We start from the raw sequence: 18822 nt of genomic DNA, 5'->3' as shown, positions 1-18822 counted from the left end.
GTCGTCAGCCTACGATAATCTCCCCATAAAATGTGACATGAATCAGGAAGTTTTAACCTCACGTGCTGCGAAATCATCGGTACAAATAGGGCTATATGCCGCGTCTTTTCTGGCTAATTTTATGAAAAGATATTTATTGGCGGCACAAAATAAAGAACAATTTTGAATTCCTTACATTCCTGGCTATTGCACAACTGAATTTAAGGCTCTATTATTACCTCAACAAACCACCCCAATATAAGTTTGAGATTACTACAATGAGCGAAGCACTTAAAATTCTGAACAACATCCGTACTCTTCGTGCGCAGGCAAGAGAATGTACACTTGAAACGCTGGAAGAAATGCTGGAAAAATTAGAAGTTGTTGTTAACGAACGTCGCGAAGAAGAAAGCGCGGCTGCTGCTGAAGTTGAAGAGCGCACTCGTAAACTGCAGCAATATCGCGAAATGCTGATCGCTGACGGTATTGACCCGAACGAGCTGCTGAATAGCCTTGCCGCCGTTAAATCTGGCACCAAAGCTAAACGTGCTCAGCGTCCGGCAAAATATAGCTACGTTGACGAAAACGGCGAAACTAAAACCTGGACTGGCCAGGGCCGTACTCCAGCTGTAATCAAAAAAGCAATGGATGAGCAAGGTAAATCCCTCGACGATTTCCTGATCAAGCAATAATCTTTTGTAGATTGCACTTGCTTAAAATCCCGCCATCGGCGGGATTTTTTATTGTCCGGTTTAAGACAATTTAATAAGAATAAGCTATAAAAAAACGGCGTCGATTGCTCAACGCCGTTTCGTGGATAACACCGATACGGATGTTACTTCTTAATGCCCATCTCTTCTTCAAGCCAGGCTTTAAATTCCGTGCCAAGGGTGTTATGACGAATACCGTATTCAACGAAGGCCTGCATGTAACCTAATTTATTACCGCAGTCATGGCTCTTCCCTTTCATATGATAGGCTTCAACCGTTTCTTTTTCGATTAGCATATCAATTGCGTCGGTGAGCTGAATTTCATCACCAGCTCCCGGAGGGGTTTTTGCCAGCAACGGCCAAATATCCGCACTAAGTACGTAACGACCCACAATAGCGAGATTAGACGGCGCAACATCCGCTTTTGGTTTTTCAACCACGCCAACCATCGGTACGCTTTCACCCGGCGCTAATTCAACGCCTTTGCAATCCACAACGCCATATGCGGTCACATCAGCAACCGGTTCAACCATGATCTGGCTATGACCCGTTTCATCGAAGCGGCGGATCATCTCTGCCAGGTTATCCTGTGACAAATCGGATTCATATTCATCCAGAATAACGTCAGGCAAAATAACAGCCACAGGTTCATCACCCACTACCGGGTGAGCACACAATACAGCGTGTCCCAGGCCTTTCGCCAGCCCTTGACGAACTTGCATAATAGTCACGTGCGGCGGACAAATAGACTGCACTTCATCAAGCAGTTGACGTTTTACACGTTTTTCCAGCATTGCTTCCAGTTCGAAACTGGTATCAAAGTGGTTTTCAATAGAGTTTTTAGATGAGTGTGTAACCAGCACAATTTCAGTAATGCCAGCCGCAATACATTCATTCACGACGTATTGAATTAATGGCTTATCGACAAGTGGCAGCATCTCTTTCGGGATGGCTTTCGTCGCCGGCAACATCCTGGTTCCTAATCCCGCAACGGGGATAACGGCTTTTTTGACTTTCGTATTAATGGCAGCCATTTAAATTCTCCTGGACTGTTCGTGTTTTGAACGTGTTCATATTTCTGTATCGCATCCCAGTATATCAGCACCCCGGAGGGGCTAAGTTCTGAAAAGGATGCGAGTTAGCATAATTAAGACAATTACTTATACGAATGGCGACGATAGTACCACCAGCCGACATTAGCTGGTAATGCAAATTTAGCCCGCGTTATCGTTTGCTCATTCTGCAGACAACATCAAGCGCAGCCGACCACCGGTTCCCCATATTTGGCATTGCCAGGCATCGCATCGCTGGCTCAATTGATTCAAATAAGCGTTACCTAAAGTGCCTAACGGAACACCATTACTGATTTGCACCTGGTGTTCGCCGGTATTTAACGTCGCATTCAGACCCGCAGAAACCAGAATGAGATTTTTCAGTTCGCGATGATAATAGCCAACTAATAGCGGAAACTGCCCCGGCAGATTGGCCTGACGGAGTAAATGGTTTACCTGCTTCAATAACGCGCCCAACTCTGGCAACCGTTGATTTTGGTGTGCAAGCTGTTCCTGTAATAATCCGTTAAACAATGCGCGTAATAACAAGGCAGCAAGTACGCCATTATGTCCAGCTCGGGTGACATCAAGGCAATAAAATGCCAGATCGTTTTCCGAAAGTGCGGCAATATCAAGCACCAGGCCGGGTTTGTCCGCGGCAACCAATTGACGATAATTAACCCGGCATTGGGAAATCACCTGCTGAACTGGCGGTTGTAGTTCCTGTAATAATTTCGCCGCTGCAGCAGGGTTATCAACCATTGCATCCCAGTCGCGAAAAAGCCTTTCCTCTTCCTCAACGCGGGAATTAAACATGCTGGGATAGAGACAGGCAAAAACCATCTCGCGCAAGCGATTCAGATCTTTAACCGGTTTCAGCAAAACATCTTCAACGCCCAGACGTAACGCTTTGGCAATATCTGCCATATTTTCAGTGGCAGATATCACCAGAACTGGTGTCTGGTCACCTCTGTTGCGTATATGTTCCAGCAGTTTAAGCCCGTTCATTCGTGGCATCGCGATATCACATATCATCAGGTCTGGAGTGAAACCTCCCAGCAACTCAAGGGCATCCACCCCATCAGCCGCCAGTACCGTTGTCGCTCCCAATGAGGAAAACCACGAATCCAGAAGCGAGCGAAATACCTGCTCATCTTCAACAATGAGAATCTGTTTTCCGACCAATGGCTGCGTCATGTTCTCTCCCCTGACTGGCTTTACTCAATAGTGGCATGCTATTGCCACCTGCGCCTGTCAGAATTAACTTAAGTGTAGATAAAAATTCTGGTCAAATGTTGGTGCGTACCAACGGCAAAAGTTCGTCCATTTTCTTTTCCACTGCCAGCTGCCCGGCCGCAATGGCAGCGTGCGCGCGATGGAAATCAAGCGTAGATATTTGCGGGCAAACAGGTTGAATCAGAATATCGGGCGGATCACCTGCCATGCGGTTCCTTTTAAGGCGGTTCTCCAGCACCTGGATAGAAGTGGTCATAATCTCTGTTGCCGTTGGTGCTGTCACCGCCCGACGTGTCGTTATGCTGCCTAACCTTTCTTTCAGACGCGCATGCCACGGCAGAGAATCACCATTCTCGCTATTTTCTTCACTGACATTAAAGGAGAGCAAATCTTGTTGCATCAAATGAGCATCGTGCTGCAGGTCGACCGCTATCACAATATCAGCACCCAATGCACGCGTGAGCGAAATAGGAATTGGGTTAACGACTGCCCCATCAACCAGCCAGTAGCCGTTATGCGCAACGGGTGCCATGAGTCCTGGAATACTGCATGATGCGCGAATAGCAAGATGGAGATCGCCTTCAGTAAACCATAATTCACGCCCAGTACTTAAATTGGTGGCAACAGCCGCGAAGCGACGGGAACAATTTTCGATCTCTGTTTCCGGCATTATTTCGCGGTATTGATTGAAGACACGCTCGCCGCGCAGTAACCCACCGCGCTGCCAGGAGAGATCCATCAGGCGTAAAACATCCCAATAACTGAAAGAGGTTACCCAATCTTCCAGCGCAGATAATCGATCGCATGCATAGGCCGCGCCCACCAGCGAACCAATTGAACATCCTGCAACGATATCAATTTCAATACCCACTTTTTTTAGCGCATTAATAACGCCAATATGCGACCAACCTCTCGCCGCGCCAGATCCCAGCGCCAGCCCTATTTTTATCTTTCTCATTATTCCCGCAAGATTCCCCTGGAATGCAATCGTAGCCACATCGCTACTGCTCGGTTAACATAGTGCTACTCAGGCGGTTAATACGCCGTTATTGTTTCCAGGGAGATTATTTGTGTCTCAGCTTTGTCCCTGTGGTAGTGCTGTCGAGTATAGCCTATGTTGCCACCCTTATGTGTCTGGTGAAAAGGTTGCACCTGATCCAGAACATCTCATGCGTTCGCGTTACTGCGCTTTTGTGATGCAAGACGCAGATTATTTAATAAAGACCTGGCATCCATCTTGTGGAGCAGCGGCGTTACGTGCCGAATTGATTGCCGGATTTGCGCATACTGAATGGTTGGGATTGACCGTATTTGAACATTGTTGGCAGGACGCCGACAATATCGGATTTGTCAGTTTTGTTGCTCGATTTACCGAAGGTGGCAAAACAGGTGCAATAATTGAACGTTCGCGATTTTTGAAAGAAAACGGTCAATGGTACTATATTGACGGTACACGTCCGCAGTTTGGCCGCAACGATCCCTGCCCTTGTGGTTCAGGTAAAAAATTTAAAAAGTGCTGCGGCCAATAATGGTTGACGGTACGGTTTAGCAAACACTCTCAACAAGGTTTTTCCAGCAATGCATTCACTCCAACGTAAAGTTCTGCGTACTATTTGTCCGGACCAAAAAGGTCTGATCGCACGTATTACCAATATTTGCTACAAGCACGAGTTAAATATCGTACAGAACAATGAATTTGTTGATCACCGTACCGGGCGCTTTTTTATGCGCACGGAACTGGAAGGGATTTTTAATGATTCCACCCTGCTGGCGGATCTCGATAGCGCATTGCCAGAAGGCTCCGTGCGTGAGCTGAATCCTGCCGGTCGTCGCCGGATAGTGATTCTGGTCACTAAAGAAGCGCATTGCCTTGGCGATTTGTTGATGAAAGCCAATTATGGCGGCCTGGATGTCGAAATCGCGGCAGTGATTGGTAACCACGATACTTTACGTTCTCTGGTTGAGCGTTTTGATATACCGTTTGAGCTGGTAAGCCATGAAGGGTTAAGCCGCAACGAGCACGATCAAAAGATGGCGGATGCCATTGATGCTTATCAACCTGACTACGTGGTGCTGGCGAAGTATATGCGGGTATTAACACCGGAATTTGTGTCACGCTTCCCGAATAAGATCATCAATATTCACCATTCCTTCCTGCCAGCGTTTATCGGCGCACGTCCTTATCACCAGGCCTATGAACGTGGCGTGAAGATTATTGGCGCAACAGCTCACTATGTTAATGACAATCTGGACGAAGGCCCAATCATCATGCAGGACGTTATTCATGTCGATCATACCTACACAGCTGAAGATATGATGCGCGCAGGTCGTGACGTCGAGAAAAACGTCTTAAGTCGCGCGCTCTACAAAGTACTGGCGCAGCGCGTCTTTGTTTACGGTAATCGGACGATTATTCTTTAATCGCCAGCAAAAATAACTGGTTACCTTTAATCCGTTACGGATGAAAATTACGCAACCAGTTCATTTTTCTCAACGTAACACTTTACAGCGGCGCGTCATTTGATATGATGCGCCCCGCTTCCCGATAAGGGAGCAGGCCAGTAAAAAGCATTACCCCGTGGTGGGGTTCCCGAGCGGCCAAAGGGAGCAGACTGTAAATCTGCCGTCATCGACTTCGAAGGTTCGAATCCTTCCCCCACCACCATCTCAAGCATTACCTCGAAATTTGAATTACCCCTGGTGGGGTTCCCGAGCGGCCAAAGGGAGCAGACTGTAAATCTGCCGTCATCGACTTCGAAGGTTCGAATCCTTCCCCCACCACCATCACTTTCAAAAGTCCCTGAACTCTCAAACGAATCCGTAATTAAATATTCTGCCCAAGCGGGGAAGGATGAGAAGCTTCGACCAAGGTTCGACTTGAGCGCCAGCGAGAGAGCGTTGCCGCAGGCAACGACCCGAAGGGCGAAGCGCGCAGCGCTGAGTAATCCTTCCCCCACCACCATCGCTTCCTGAAATAATCAAAACCTGTTACTCCGAGCTAATTTTGCCCAATGGCACCACGTTTACCGGACCTACAATATCCTCCCCTGTAGGTCGGATAAGCGAAGCGCATCCGACAACTCACCCCGCACCGTGCCCATAAAAAAACCCCGCCGAAGCAGGGTCTATGTGAACTAAAATTCGCTTAGTGACGAGCGCGCACCAGCTGGTACTTACGTGTCAGATACTCCACCGGTACGCTCCAGATGTGTACCAGACGCGAGAACGGGAACAGCAGGAATAACGTCATCCCCAGCACCAGGTGTAGACGGAAGATAAACGCCACACCATCGAGGTGTTGAGAAGCGCCACCGTGGAAGGTCACCACCGACTGCGCCCAGCCAACCAGTTTCATCATCTCGCTACCGTCCATATGCTGAGCGGAGAATGGAATGGTCAGCAGGCCCAGCGCGCACTGGATAACGAGCAGCGACAGGATCAGGATATCCGCTCCGGTAGTGGTTGCACGCACGCGTGGGCTGAACAGACGACGCTTCAGCAACAGCACGCCGCCAATCAGACACAGCACACCGCTGGCACCACCAGCAAACATCGCCATTTTCTGTTTCACTTCAATCGGCAGCCAGGCTTCATACATCCAGTGCGGCGTCAGCATACCGAAGAAGTGACCAACAAAAATCCCCAGAATACCGATATGGAACAGGTTCGACGCCAGGTTCATCCCTTTGCGATCCAGCATCTGGCTGGACGCCGCGCGCCAGGTGTACTGCCCGTAGTCATAACGCAGCCAGCTACCAATCAGGAAGACCGCCCCGGCTATGTACGGGTAGATATCAAAGAAGAACATATTCAGGAATTGCATTAGTGCTGTCCTCCGGTGGTGATATTCAGATATTGCGGCGCGACGGCACCGGCAAAGCGACGCTGATGAGCAGTGATTGCTGAATCACCGCAGCCTTTGTCAGCAAAGAATTTAACCTGCTCTTCTTCCCAGACAGCATCCAGCGCCTGCGGCGTATCGTCGCGCGCTTCGTCGGCAATTTTTTCCGCCACTTTGTCGCTGTCGATAGCGGTATTCGCCAGTTTCATCAGCAGATCAAACAGCACGGCATAACGGCTTTCACGCTGTTGCAGACGCGCGCTCAGCAATGCCAGAATCGGCGCGATATCTTTCAAACCTTCCACGGCTTCGCTTTGCGGTAGCTGCGCCAGGTACTCCAGATACAGCGGCAGATGGTCCGGCAATTCGCGGCTGTTTAACTGCAAGCCGTGCTGCTCGTACTGCGCCAGCAGGTCCACCATCGCCTGGCCGCGGTCGCGGGATTCGCCGTGCACATGTTCAAACAGCAACAGTGACGTGGCGCGGCCACGGTCGAACAGTTCGCTGTACTGCGCCTGGGCATCGAGCGGATCCATCGTCGTTAAATCGCGCAGGAAAATGCCCAGCGCATGGGCATCCTCTTTTGGCAGATTTTTCGACGCGGCAATCGCCTCAAACATCTCTTGTTGATGCTGCCATAAGGCAGCATCCGGATATTCAAGGAGACGCGATACAATCACGAGTTCGATCATGGATGCGGCTCCGTTTTGCTGGTCACATCGATGGCATCGATACGACGGCTGTTGAACAGATTGAATTTGGTATCTGAACCGTGGCAGCCATCACCAAAGGTAAAGCCGCAGCCATTTTTCTCCGGGAAGGCTTCCCGTGCCAGTTCACGATGACTACTCGGCACCACAAAGCGATCTTCGTAGTTAGCAATCGCCAGATAACGGTACATCTCCTGTGCCTGGGCTTCGGTCAGACCGACCTCTTCCAGCGCACGGGTATCCACTTTCCCGTCAACGGTTTCAGCACGTTTGTAATGACGCATCGCCAGCATACGTTTCAGCGCGCGCAGTACCGGTTTGGTATCACCGGCGGTCAGCAGATTCGCCAGATACTGTACCGGAATACGCAGGCTTTCGACGTCTGGCAGAATGCCGTTGCTACCCAGCTCACCCGCGTCTGCTGCAGACTGAATCGGAGACAGAGGCGGCACGTACCAGACCATCGGCAGTGTGCGATATTCTGGATGCAGCGGCAGCGCCAATTTCCATTCCATTGCCATTTTATAAACCGGCGACTGCTGTGCAGCTTCAATAACGCTCAGCGGAATACCGTCTTTAATCGCCTGCTCGATGACTTTCGGATCGTTCGGATCGAGGAACACCTCCAGCTGACGCTGGTAGAGATCTTTCTCGTTCTCGGTGCTGGCTGCACGTTCAATCGCGTCGGCATCATACAGCAGCACGCCAAGATAACGGATACGACCGACACAGGTTTCTGAGCACACGGTCGGCTGACCCGCTTCAATACGCGGATAGCAGAAGATGCACTTCTCAGACTTACCGCTCTTCCAGTTGAAGTAGATTTTTTTGTACGGGCATCCGGTGATGCACATACGCCAGCCACGGCATTTATCCTGGTCGATCAGGACGATGCCATCTTCTTCACGCTTGTAAATCGCACCGCTCGGGCAGGTCGCCACACATGCCGGGTTCAGGCAGTGTTCGCACAGGCGCGGCAAATACATCATGAAGGTGTTTTCGAACTGGCTATACATCGCCTTCTGGATGTTGTCGAAGTTCTTGTCTTTCGCCAGTTTGTCAAACTCACCGCCCAGGTCATCTTCCCAGTTCGGCCCTTTTTCGATTTTCGCCATCCGTTCCCCGGTAATCAGCGAACGCGGACGGGCAATCGGCTGCGATTTGCTGCCTTCCGGCGCGGTATGCAGGTTCTGATAGTCAAAATCGAACGGCTCGTAATAATCGTCGATCCCCGGCAAATGCGGGTTAGCAAAGATTTTACCCAGCAGCATGGCTCGGTTACCCATGCGCGGTTGCAGTTTGCCATTGATTTTACGGATCCAGCCGCCTTTGTATTTTTCCTGGTTTTCCCAGTCAGTCGGGAAGCCCTGGCCCGGCTTGGTTTCCACGTTGTTGAACCACGCGTATTCCACGCCTTCACGGCTGGTCCAGACGTTTTTACAGGTAACTGAACAGGTGTGGCAGCCGATGCACTTATCGAGATTCAGCACCATGCCGACTTGTGAACGAATTTTCATTTTACGCTCTCCTGTACCTGGTCATTGCCTTCGCCATCTAACCAGTCAATGTTCTTCATCTTACGCACTACAACAAACTCATCGCGGTTAGAACCTACGGTGCCGTAGTAGTTAAAGCCGTATGCCAGATGGGCATAGCCGCCGATCATATGCGTCGGTTTCGGCGTGATACGGGTGACCGAGTTATGGATACCACCACGCTGTTGGGTAATTTCCGAACCAGGCAGGTTAACGATACGTTCCTGCGCGTGGTACATCATGGTCATCCCTGCCGGAACACGCTGGCTGACAACCGCACGGGCAGTCAGAGCACCGTTGCTGTTGAATACTTCAATCCAGTCGTTATCGGCGATACCCAGATCTTTGGCATCGGCTTCACTCAACCAGACCACCGGACCACCGCGACCTAAAGTCAGCATCAGCAGGTTGTCGCTGTAGGTGGAGTGGATACCCCACTTCTGGTGCGGCGTCAGGAAGTTGAGCGCTTTTTCCGGGTTGCCGTTGGATTTCTGGCCTATAACTTCTTTCACCGAACGGGTGTCGATCGGCGGACGATAAACCAGCAGGCTTTCACCGAAATCACGCATCCACTGGTGATCCTGATACAGTTGCTGACGACCAGAGAGCGTACGCCATGGGATCAGCTCGTGAACGTTGGTGTAACCGGCGTTGTAAGAAACGTGTTCATCTTCCAGACCAGACCAGGTCGGGCTGGAGATAATTTTGCGCGGCTGTGCCTGAATATCGCGGAAGCGGATCTTCTCGTCTTCTTTATTCAGCGCCAGATGCGTATGGTCACGACCGGTAAATTCGCTCAGGGCAGCCCAGGCTTTCACGGCTACCTGACCGTTGGTTTCCGGTGCCAGTGTCAGGATCATCTCTGCCGCATCAATTGCGGTGTTCAGCATCGGCTGGCCTTTCGCCGGACCTTCCGCTTTGGTGTAGTTGAGCTTACGCAGCAGATCCATCTCGCTCTGGGTGTTCCAGGCAATCCCTTTACCGCCGTTACCGATTTTCTCCATCAGCGGGCCGATAGAGGTAAAGCGTTCGTAAGTTGCCGGATAATCGCGCTCTACGACCATAATGTGCGGTGCAGTTTTGCCTGGGATCAGGTCGCATTCGCCTTTTTTCCAGTCTTTCACATCCAGCGGCTGCGCCAGTTCAGCGGCAGAGTCGTGCTGGATAGGCAGCGTGACGATGTCGGTTTCTTTACCCAGATGGCCGACGCACACTTCGGAGAATTTCTTCGCGATGGCTTTGTAGATTTCCCAGTCGCTTTTCGCTTCCCAGGCCGGATCGACCGCCGCAGACAGCGGGTGAATAAACGGATGCATATCCGAAGTATTCATGTCGTCTTTTTCGTACCAGGTCGCCGTCGGCAAAATGATGTCGGAATAGAGGCAGGTGCTCGACAGACGGAAGTCCAGCGTAACCACCAGATCCAGCTTGCCTTCCAGACCATTGTCCTGCCAGTCCACTTCTTCCGGCTTCACGCCGCCCTGCTGCCCCAGATCTTTACCCTGGATACCGTGTTCCGTCCCCAGCAGGTACTTGAGCATAAACTCATGACCTTTACCGGAAGAACCGAGCAGGTTAGAACGCCAGATGAACAGGTTGCGCGGGTGGTTTTTACCGTTTTCTGGTTGTTCTGCCGCAAAACGGATGGAACCCTCTTTCAGGGATTTCACCGTATAGTCCACCGGATTCATCCCGGCTTTTTCCGCTTCGCCAGCGATAGTCAGCGGGTTAGTGCCTAACTGCGGTGCAGACGGCAGCCAGCCCATGCGTTCCGCACGGACGTTAAAGTCGATCAGGTGTCCGGTATAACGGGATTTATCCGCCATCGGTGACAGCAGTTCTTCCGCAGTCACGGTTTCATAACGCCACTGGCTGGAGTGGTTATAGAAATAAGAAGTGCTGTTCATGTGACGCGCCGGACGCTGCCAGTCAAGGGCAAACGCCAGCGGCTGCCAGCCGGTTTGCGGACGCAGTTTTTCCTGACCTACATAGTGCGCCCAGCCGCCCCCGCTCTGACCGACACAGCCGCAGAAAATCAGCATGTTGATCAGACCACGATAGTTCATATCGAGGTGATACCAGTGGTTCAGCCCCGCACCGACGATAATCATCGAACGACCGTGCGTTTTATCAGCGTTATCGGCAAATTCACGGGCGATGCGAATAATCTGGCTGCGAGAAACGCCGGTAATCTGCTCGGCCCAGGCCGGGGTATAAGCTTTCACATCGTCATAGCTGGTTGCACAGTTAACGTCGTTCAGGCCACGTTCCAGACCGTAGTTTGCCAGCGTCAGATCATAAATGGTGGTCACCAGGGCGGTGCTGCCGTCAGCCAGTTTCAGGCGTTTCACCGGCAGTTTGTGCAGCAGCACGTTTTCCAGTTCCACTTTGTTGAAGTGTTCCGTGCCGTCGCCACCAAAGTACGGGAAGCCTACCTCAGCGATCTCATCCTGGCTACCCAGCAGGCTCAGTTGCAGCTCGGTTTCTTCGCCAGTTTTGCCGTCGCGCTGCTCAAGATTCCATTTGCCCTTCTCGCCCCAGCGGAAGCCAATAGAACCGTTCGGCGCAACCATTTCGCCATTGGTATTAAAGGCGACAGTTTTCCATTCCGGATTGTTTTCCTGGCCCAGCGCATCAACCAGATCAGCAGCGCGCAGCATACGACCTGCAGCGTAGTAACCGTCGCGTTCTTCCAGCATCACCAGCATCGGCATGTCGGTGTAGCGACGCACATAGTCGGTGAAATACTGGCTTGGGTTGTCGAGGTGGAATTCACGCAGCATTACGTGGCCCATCGCCAGCGCCATTGCCGCATCGGTGCCCTGTTTCGGTGCCAGCCACAGATCGCACAGTTTGGCGATTTCAGCGTAGTCTGGTGTGACGGCAACAGTTTTGGTGCCTTTGTAACGCACTTCAGTAAAGAAGTGAGCATCCGGGGTACGCGTCTGCGGCACGTTTGAACCCCAGGCGATGATGTAGCTGGAGTTGTACCAGTCAGCAGATTCCGGTACGTCAGTTTGCTCGCCCCAGGTTTGCGGAGACGCAGGAGGCAGGTCGCAGTACCAGTCGTAGAAGCTTAAGCAAGTACCGCCAATCAGCGAGAGATAGCGTGCACCCGATGCGTAAGAAACCATCGACATTGCCGGAATTGGCGAGAAACCAGCAACACGGTCCGGGCCGTAGTTTTTGATGGTGTAAACGTTAGATGCGGCGATCAGTTCGTTCACCTCCTGCCAGGAAGAACGAACAAAACCACCGCGTCCACGCGCCTGCTTAAAGCTTTTCGCTTTATCGGCGTCTTCAATGATAGAAGCCCATGCCTCAACCGGATCGCTATGCAGCGCCTTCGCTTCACGCCACATTTTCATCAGGCGTTTGCGCATCATCGGGTATTTCAGGCGGTTGGCACTGTAAAGATACCAGGAGTAGCTGGCACCGCGCGGGCAGCCGCGAGGTTCATGGTTTGGCAGATCCGGACGGGTACGCGGATAGTCAGTCTGCTGGGTTTCCCAGGTGACCAGACCGTTTTTGACGTAGATTTTCCAGCTGCAGGAGCCGGTGCAGTTTACCCCGTGGGTAGAGCGGACGATTTTGTCATGCTGCCAACGCTGGCGATATCCATCCTCCCAGTCACGGTTGGTATTGAGAAGCTGGCCATGCCCATCGGCAAAGGTTTCACCCTTCTGTTTGAAGTAGCGAAACCGGTCCAGGAATTTACTCATCGGTTTTCTCCTGTGGGAGCCTGTCGGCCCTCTGATAAATCGACATTGCTAATGTTTAAGGGCAAGGTAACGCTCTGAAACAGCGTGGGAATTGATAACGATCAAGAGTGATGGGGATGAAAAATAAAGTAAATTCCTAAGATACCCCTTTAGGATAATTAACAGTTACAGCATAACATGCTGTAAATTAAGACGTTTTATACCTGTAGTTATTTAAACTATTAAGATTTTTATGCAAATGGGTATTAAGGAGTATTCCCCATGGGTAACATATTAATGGCTCTTAATGAAATCCGGCGAAATAAACCATATAACATTAGTATGTTGTAACTAAATGACGCATAAAAAAAGCGCGACATCATGCCGCGCAAAGGATAATCAAATATTAAGATTTATTTTTTAGAATGCCGACCATATACCGCCCAGGTAATCACTACGCAGGCGATATAGAAAATCAAAAATACCTTCATTGCGCCGACTGGCGAACCCGTTAATGCCAGCGAGCTACCAAACGCTTTCGGGATAAAGAAGCCACCAATCGCGCCAATCGCAGAGATGAAACCCAACGCCGCCGCCGTGTCGGTTGCCGCTTCACGCATCGCACGTTCGTCAGAACCCCCTTCTGCTTTCACGCGATCCATTGTCAGTTTACGGAAGATCACGGAAATCATCTGGAAAGTGGAACCACTACCCAGCCCAGCTGTCAGGAACAGCGCCAGGAAGACCGCGAAGAACGCCATGAAGCTTCCGCCCTGCCCGTCAGTCGGTAAGGTCAGGAACAGCAGGCCGCTGAAAATCGCCATCAGAATAAAGTTCACCAGCGTGACACGAGTTCCGCCCAGACGGTCAGATAATGCACCACCTGCAGAACGCGCCAGCGCACCAATAAACGGCCCGAAGAAAGCGTATTGCAGAATCTGAACATCCGGGAACTGCGTTTTTGACAGCATCGCAAAGCCCGCGGAGAAGCCGATAAAGGAGCCGAAGGTTGCCAGATACAGCAGGCTCATAATCCACAGATGACCCCGTTTGAGTACCGGCAACTGCTCCTTGATGGAGGCTTTCGAGGTAGCAAGATCGTTCATGCCAAACCACGCCGCAATGGTGAAGATGGCAAGGAACGGCACCCATATCCAGGACGCATTCGCCAGATACAGCTCAGTCCCATCCGGCTGTTTGACGCCCTGGCTACCAAATACTGCGAAAATCGACAGTGATACCACCAGCGGAGCAACCAACTGCATGACGCTGACGCCCATGTTGCCCAGACCACCATTCAGACCCAGCGCGCCACCCTGCTTCTGTTTCGGAAAGAAGAAGCTGATGTTTGCCATACTGGAAGCGAAGTTCGCGCCAGCAAAGCCGCACAGCAGAGAGATGATGATGAAGACGCTATAAGGCGTGGAGGTATCCTGCACGGCAAAACCCAGCCAGACACAAGGAATAATCAGAATACCGGTGCTGAACGCCGTCCAGCGACGACCACCGAAGATAGGAACCATAAAGGAGTATGGAACACGTAATAACGCGCCAGAAACCGAAGGCAGCGCAGTCAACATAAATAGCTGATCGGTCGTAAAATTAAAACCGACTTTCGGTAAGTTCACCGCAACAGCGCTGAACAACATCCATACGCAAAACGCCAGCAGCAGACAGGGAACGGAAATCCACAGGTTGCGGCTGGCAATACGTTGACCGCGTTGTTGCCAGAACGCAGGATCTTCCGGTCGCCAATCTGTAATGACAGCTCCAGTAGCCCTTTCGGGGGCGGATGAGTGACTCATAGACACCTCTGATACTCGTTTCGATGTCTGCCACCTTAGTGTCTGTAGCTAAAGGCAATTTGATGTAAATCAAACGATAAGATAACTTTATCTATCATTGATATTTATCATTACCCATAGTGAGTACAGTGATTTCATAAAAATTATGAGATTTTTCACGGTGCTGTAAAATCCCTACCCTTACCGATGTAAAGCGACTAACCACACGGCAAATAAGGAGTAACTCTTTCCGGGTATGGGTATACTTCAGCCAATAGCCGAGAATACTGCCATTCCAGAATGCATCGTCACATTCATTAAGGTTATTGCTCATTTAAAGCCTGAAGGAAGAGGTTTACATGCTTAAACGTTGTCTCTCTCCGCTCACCCTGGTTAATCAGGTTGCGCTTATTGTGTTGCTTTCTACTGCTATTGGACTGGCAGGGATGGCGGTTTCTGGCTGGCTGGTGCAAGGCGTTCAGGGCAGCGCCCATGCGATCAACAAAGCGGGATCGCTGCGCATGCAAAGTTACCGTCTGTTGGCGGCAGTGCCATTAAGCGAGAAAGACAAACCCTTAATTAAAGAGATGGAACAAACGGCATTTAGCGCCGAGTTGACTCGAGCAGCAGAACGAGACGGACAACTGGCGCAATTACAGGGTTTACAAGATTACTGGCGTAATGAACTGATCCCTGCGCTGATGCGTGCACAAAACCGAGAAACGGTGTCAGCGGATGTCAGCCAGTTTGTTGCCGGGCTTGATCAGCTGGTATCTGGTTTTGACCGCACCACGGAAATGCGCATTGAGACAGTGGTACTGGTCCATCGGGTAATGGCGGTATTTATGGCACTTTTACTGGTGTTCACTATTATCTGGTTGCGGGCGCGACTGCTACAACCGTGGCGGCAACTGCTGGCAATGGCGAGTGCCGTCAGCCATCGCGATTTTACCCAACGCGCAAACATCAGCGGGCGCAACGAAATGGCGATGCTTGGAACTGCGTTGAACAATATGTCTGCAGAACTGGCCGAAAGTTATGCCGTACTTGAGCAGCGGGTTCAGGAGAAAACCGCCGGGCTGGAGCATAAAAATCAGATCCTCTCTTTTTTATGGCAGGCTAACCGCCGTTTGCATTCCCGCGCCCCGCTGTGTGAACGCCTGTCACCTGTACTCAACGGCTTACAGAATTTAACCCTGCTACGTGATATCGAACTGCGGGTGTATGACACTGATGATGAAGAGAATCATCAGGAGTTTACCTGCCAGCCAGATATGACTTGTGATGATAAAGGCTGCCAGCTCTGCCCGCGCGGCGTATTACCCGTTGGTGATCGCGGCACGACCCTGAAGTGGCGGCTGGCTGACTCTCATACGCAGTACGGTATTTTGCTGGCGACCCTGCCGCAGGGGCGTCATCTTAGCCATGATCAACAACAACTGGTGGATACCCTGGTTGAACAACTCACCGCCACGCTGGCGCTGGATCGCCATCAGGAACGTCAGCAACAGTTGATCGTGATGGAAGAGCGTGCCACCATTGCGCGCGAACTGCATGATTCTATTGCCCAATCTCTCTCTTGCATGAAGATGCAGGTGAGTTGTTTACAGATGCAGGGCGATGCGCTGCCAGAAAGCAGCCGCGAACTGTTAAGTCAGATCCGTAACGAACTGAATGCATCCTGGGCGCAGTTGCGTGAATTGCTCACCACATTCCGCTTGCAGCTCACCGAGCCTGGATTACGTCCGGCGCTGGAGGCGAGTTGCGAAGAGTACAGCGCCAAATTTGGCTTCCCGGTGAAGCTGGATTATCAATTGCCGCCTCGTCTGGTGCCTTCGCATCAGGCAATCCACTTGTTGCAAATTGCCCGTGAGGCATTAAGTAACGCCCTCAAACATTCGCAAGCGAGTGAGGTCGTGGTGACGGTGGCGCAAAACGATAATCAGGTCAAACTGACCGTCCAGGATAACGGCTGCGGCGTGCCTGAAAATGCCATCCGCAGCAATCACTACGGCATGATAATAATGCGCGACCGTGCGCAAAGTTTACGAGGCGATTGCCGCGTCCGCCGTCGTGAATCAGGTGGCACCGAAGTGGTGGTCACCTTTATTCCCGAAAAAACTTTCACAGACGTCCAAGGAGATACCCATGAGTAATCAGGAACCGGCTACTATCCTGCTGATTGACGATCACCCGATGCTGCGAACTGGCGTAAAACAGCTTATCAGTATGGCACCAGATATCACCGTGGTTGGCGAAGCGAGTAATGGCGAACAGGGTATTGAACTGGCGGAATCTCTTGATCCCGATCTGATCCTGTTAGATCTCAATATGCCCGGCATGAACGGTCTGGAAACGCTGGATAAACTGCGCGAAAAGTCCCTCTCAGGGCGCATTGTGGTATTCAGTGTCTCTAACCATGAAGAAGATGTGGTCACCGCACTGAAACGCGGCGCGGATGGCTATCTGTTAAAAGATATGGAACCGGAAGATCTGCTGAAAGCATTGCATCAGGCAGCTGCTGGCGAAATGGTATTAAGCGAAGCATTAACGCCTGTTCTGGCCGCCAGCTTGCGCGCTAACCGTGCCACGACTGAGCGCGATGTTAACCAGTTAACCCCACGCGAGCGCGATATTCTCAAGCTGATTGCCCAGGGTTTGCCGAACAAGATGATTGCCCGCCGCCTGGACATCACCGAAAGCACAGTAAAAGTGCACGTCAAGCACATGCTGAAGAAAATGAAGCTCAAGTCTCGCGTGGAAGCAGCGGTATGGGTGCATCAGGAGCGCATTTTCTGATTACGGTTCCCAGCGCAGTTCGTCGTTTGACAATGTGTCGAACGGTTCGACAAGCGTTAGCGTGATCTCATTGGAGGAGACACGCTGCCCCTGGTTATCTTCCACCACCACCGACAATCGCCAGTGATTGCTCGCCCCTTCCCCGTTCTGCCAGTCAGGCATGATCAGCGTCCAGCCCTCCGCGCTGTTGGCTTGTGCGCCCGGCGTCAAACTTAATATCTGCGTATCGCCCTGCCAAATCAGTTGCCGAATACCGTAACGACTGCGGATTTGTAATTTCAGCGGCACTGTTTCGCCAGGTTTTAGATCCCACGGCGGTGTCGCCAGAAACACCGTTAACGTTTTTCGCTGTCGGTACTCAAGAGTCGGTAGATTATTTCGCTGCGGATTATCATAGCGACTACCACGTAACGACTGACTTTCGGCAACCTCGCCCGCAGAAAGTTGTTTTTTGAGCGGTACACCAAAGCGGTAATTAAGATTCAGCCCGAGATTATTTTGATTCTCGCCACTTTCACCCTGTTTATGCTGGGCCGTCACAGTGACTAATGGCACAGGGGTGTAATTTAATCCCAGACTCAACGCGACGGGATTGTGATAACCCGTACCAGAGTTAAACAAATCAACACGATCACCAAAATACTGTTCTACGCTGACACTGGTATTGAGGTGTTGATAGAACGGCATGCGCATCCGGGCTGTCAGGTCGTACCCGCGCGCCATCCGTTGTTCCTGCGTGGCTGTCTGTTCATGCCATGCAGCAAACGGCTGATAAAAGTTTGCCGATAGTCGCAAATATTCGCCCCACGCTTCGGCACCAAAGCCCGCTCGCTGAAGATTTTCGTCCAGCAAGTTGTCATAAAAAGTGTTATAACCCACCAGCCAGTTGCCGCGCGCCCAGCGTTGCCCAACGCCCACATTGCTCACCAACCCATCATCCTGCTGAGTAAGACCAAGCTGGCTCCAGGTGAGATAACGATCATTATCTTGTAACGGCACAAACCAGCTTCCACGACTGCCGGTGAAATGTCCTTCGTTATCCACTTTGACGTCAACACTGGCATTTCCCCACGGTGATAGCCAGGACTCTACGTGCTGATTAACCTGTTGACTAAGCGCGTCGCGGACTTTTCCCAATGCGAAAGCTTTTGCCTGCTCGCCAGTATCCAGCCCGTTATCATTCATACTGGTTTCGCCGAAATCTTTCACAATTTCAGCAAAGTGTTTTTCCCCATCATGATTTTCAGGTGCCATGCCTAAATCCGGCAGACCATCATTGTTATTATCAAAGGGATTTGCCGCTTTTTGCTCGAAGGTAGATTGTGCGTTAGCTGTACCGCCTGCCGCCAGCAAGAGTAAATAAAACGGAATAATGCGAGGAACGAAACGGCTCAAAACGTCGGTAACTTCCGGTAAAAAATGAAAAACCATAGCCTTAAAGAATAACGATTACTGGCAACTTTTGTCGTATTTTC

Annotated in this window: 14 protein-coding genes, 2 tRNA genes and 1 other RNA gene; 8 read left to right on the top strand and 9 right to left on the bottom strand. The window is 51.2% G+C overall.

Annotation, left to right across the window (positions count from 1 at the left end; all coding sequences use genetic code 11):
- The first annotated feature begins 257 nt into the window (after nt 1-257).
- Nucleotides 258-671 carry a histone-like nucleoid-structuring protein H-NS gene (gene hns / locus HUZ68_RS10145; RefSeq protein WP_001287378.1) on the top strand — a complete coding sequence of 138 codons (414 nt, stop codon included), beginning with the start codon at nt 258-260 and terminating at the stop codon, nt 669-671.
- A gap of 143 nt (nt 672-814) precedes the next feature.
- Here hns and galU read toward each other — a convergent pair whose 3' ends face one another.
- The 3 genes from galU to rssA form a co-directional block, all read right to left on the bottom strand.
- The gene (gene galU / locus HUZ68_RS10140; RefSeq protein WP_000718995.1) at nt 815-1723 is read right to left on the bottom strand and encodes a UTP--glucose-1-phosphate uridylyltransferase GalU; all 909 of its coding nucleotides are present in this window, start codon (nt 1721-1723) and stop codon (nt 815-817) included.
- Between the two features lie 201 nt (nt 1724-1924).
- Nucleotides 1925-2938 (bottom strand): two-component system response regulator RssB, encoded by a 1014-nt coding sequence (gene rssB / locus HUZ68_RS10135; RefSeq protein ID WP_000193451.1) that lies wholly within the window; start codon nt 2936-2938, stop codon nt 1925-1927.
- 91 nt (nt 2939-3029) lie between these two features.
- Nucleotides 3030-3935, bottom strand: a complete 906-nt coding sequence (rssA, locus tag HUZ68_RS10130) for a patatin-like phospholipase RssA (RefSeq protein ID WP_001226476.1) — start codon at nt 3933-3935, stop codon at nt 3030-3032.
- Between the two features lie 112 nt (nt 3936-4047).
- Here rssA and HUZ68_RS10125 point away from each other — a divergent pair, with 112 nt between their 5' ends.
- The 5 genes from HUZ68_RS10125 (at nt 4048) to HUZ68_RS10105 (ending at nt 5939) form a co-directional block, all read left to right on the top strand.
- Nucleotides 4048-4506, top strand: coding sequence for a YchJ family protein (locus HUZ68_RS10125; RefSeq protein ID WP_001362540.1), 459 nt, complete (start codon nt 4048-4050; stop codon nt 4504-4506).
- 49 nt (nt 4507-4555) lie between these two features.
- Complete coding sequence (gene purU / locus HUZ68_RS10120) at nt 4556-5398, top strand: formyltetrahydrofolate deformylase (protein WP_000555853.1); 843 nt, start codon at nt 4556-4558, stop codon at nt 5396-5398.
- A 159-nt stretch (nt 5399-5557) separates the two neighbouring features.
- A tRNA-Tyr gene (locus HUZ68_RS10115) sits at nt 5558-5642 on the top strand.
- 34 nt (nt 5643-5676) lie between these two features.
- Nucleotides 5677-5761: transfer RNA gene (locus HUZ68_RS10110), tRNA-Tyr, on the top strand.
- Between the two features lie 46 nt (nt 5762-5807).
- A non-coding RNA gene (locus HUZ68_RS10105) (RtT sRNA) lies at nt 5808-5939 on the top strand.
- A 183-nt stretch (nt 5940-6122) separates the two neighbouring features.
- Here the strand turns inward: HUZ68_RS10105 and narI are convergent.
- From narI to narK, 5 genes are all read right to left on the bottom strand, one after another.
- Complete coding sequence (narI, locus tag HUZ68_RS10100; RefSeq protein ID WP_001160110.1) at nt 6123-6800, bottom strand: respiratory nitrate reductase subunit gamma; 678 nt, start codon at nt 6798-6800, stop codon at nt 6123-6125.
- The gene (narJ, locus tag HUZ68_RS10095; protein ID WP_000571685.1) at nt 6800-7510 is read right to left on the bottom strand and encodes a nitrate reductase molybdenum cofactor assembly chaperone; all 711 of its coding nucleotides are present in this window, start codon (nt 7508-7510) and stop codon (nt 6800-6802) included. Before narJ ends, narI begins: the two co-directional genes overlap by 1 nt.
- On the bottom strand, nt 7507-9045 hold the full coding sequence (gene narH / locus HUZ68_RS10090; RefSeq protein ID WP_000702660.1) for a nitrate reductase subunit beta: 1539 nt from the start codon (nt 9043-9045) through the stop codon (nt 7507-7509). Before narH ends, narJ begins: the two co-directional genes overlap by 4 nt.
- Nucleotides 9042-12785, bottom strand: coding sequence for a nitrate reductase subunit alpha (locus HUZ68_RS10085; RefSeq protein ID WP_239594165.1), 3744 nt, complete (start codon nt 12783-12785; stop codon nt 9042-9044). The genes narH and HUZ68_RS10085 overlap by 4 nt, the downstream gene beginning before the upstream one ends.
- Nucleotides 12786-13177: 392 nt before the next feature.
- Nucleotides 13178-14569, bottom strand: a complete 1392-nt coding sequence (gene narK / locus HUZ68_RS10080) for a nitrate transporter NarK (protein WP_000019827.1) — start codon at nt 14567-14569, stop codon at nt 13178-13180.
- A 338-nt stretch (nt 14570-14907) separates the two neighbouring features.
- Here narK and narX point away from each other — a divergent pair, with 338 nt between their 5' ends.
- Both narX and narL read left to right on the top strand, forming a co-directional pair.
- Nucleotides 14908-16704: a nitrate/nitrite two-component system sensor histidine kinase NarX gene (gene narX, locus HUZ68_RS10075; protein WP_000918073.1), complete on the top strand. Its 1797-nt coding sequence runs from the start codon at nt 14908-14910 to the stop codon at nt 16702-16704.
- Nucleotides 16697-17347, top strand: coding sequence for a two-component system response regulator NarL (gene narL, locus HUZ68_RS10070; protein WP_000070491.1), 651 nt, complete (start codon nt 16697-16699; stop codon nt 17345-17347). The genes narX and narL overlap by 8 nt, the downstream gene beginning before the upstream one ends.
- Here narL and ychO read toward each other — a convergent pair whose 3' ends face one another.
- A complete protein-coding gene (gene ychO / locus HUZ68_RS10065; RefSeq protein ID WP_077896690.1) occupies nt 17348-18742 on the bottom strand; it encodes an inverse autotransporter invasin YchO in 1395 nt (464 codons plus the stop codon). It lies immediately after the preceding gene.
- Nucleotides 18743-18822: the final 80 nt, after the last annotated feature.

The organism is Shigella dysenteriae, from assembly GCF_022354085.1.
Taxonomy (GTDB): domain Bacteria; phylum Pseudomonadota; class Gammaproteobacteria; order Enterobacterales; family Enterobacteriaceae; genus Escherichia; species Escherichia coli.
The sequence above is the reverse complement of the archived record's forward strand: the minus strand, read 5'-3'. Positions and strand labels throughout refer to the sequence as shown.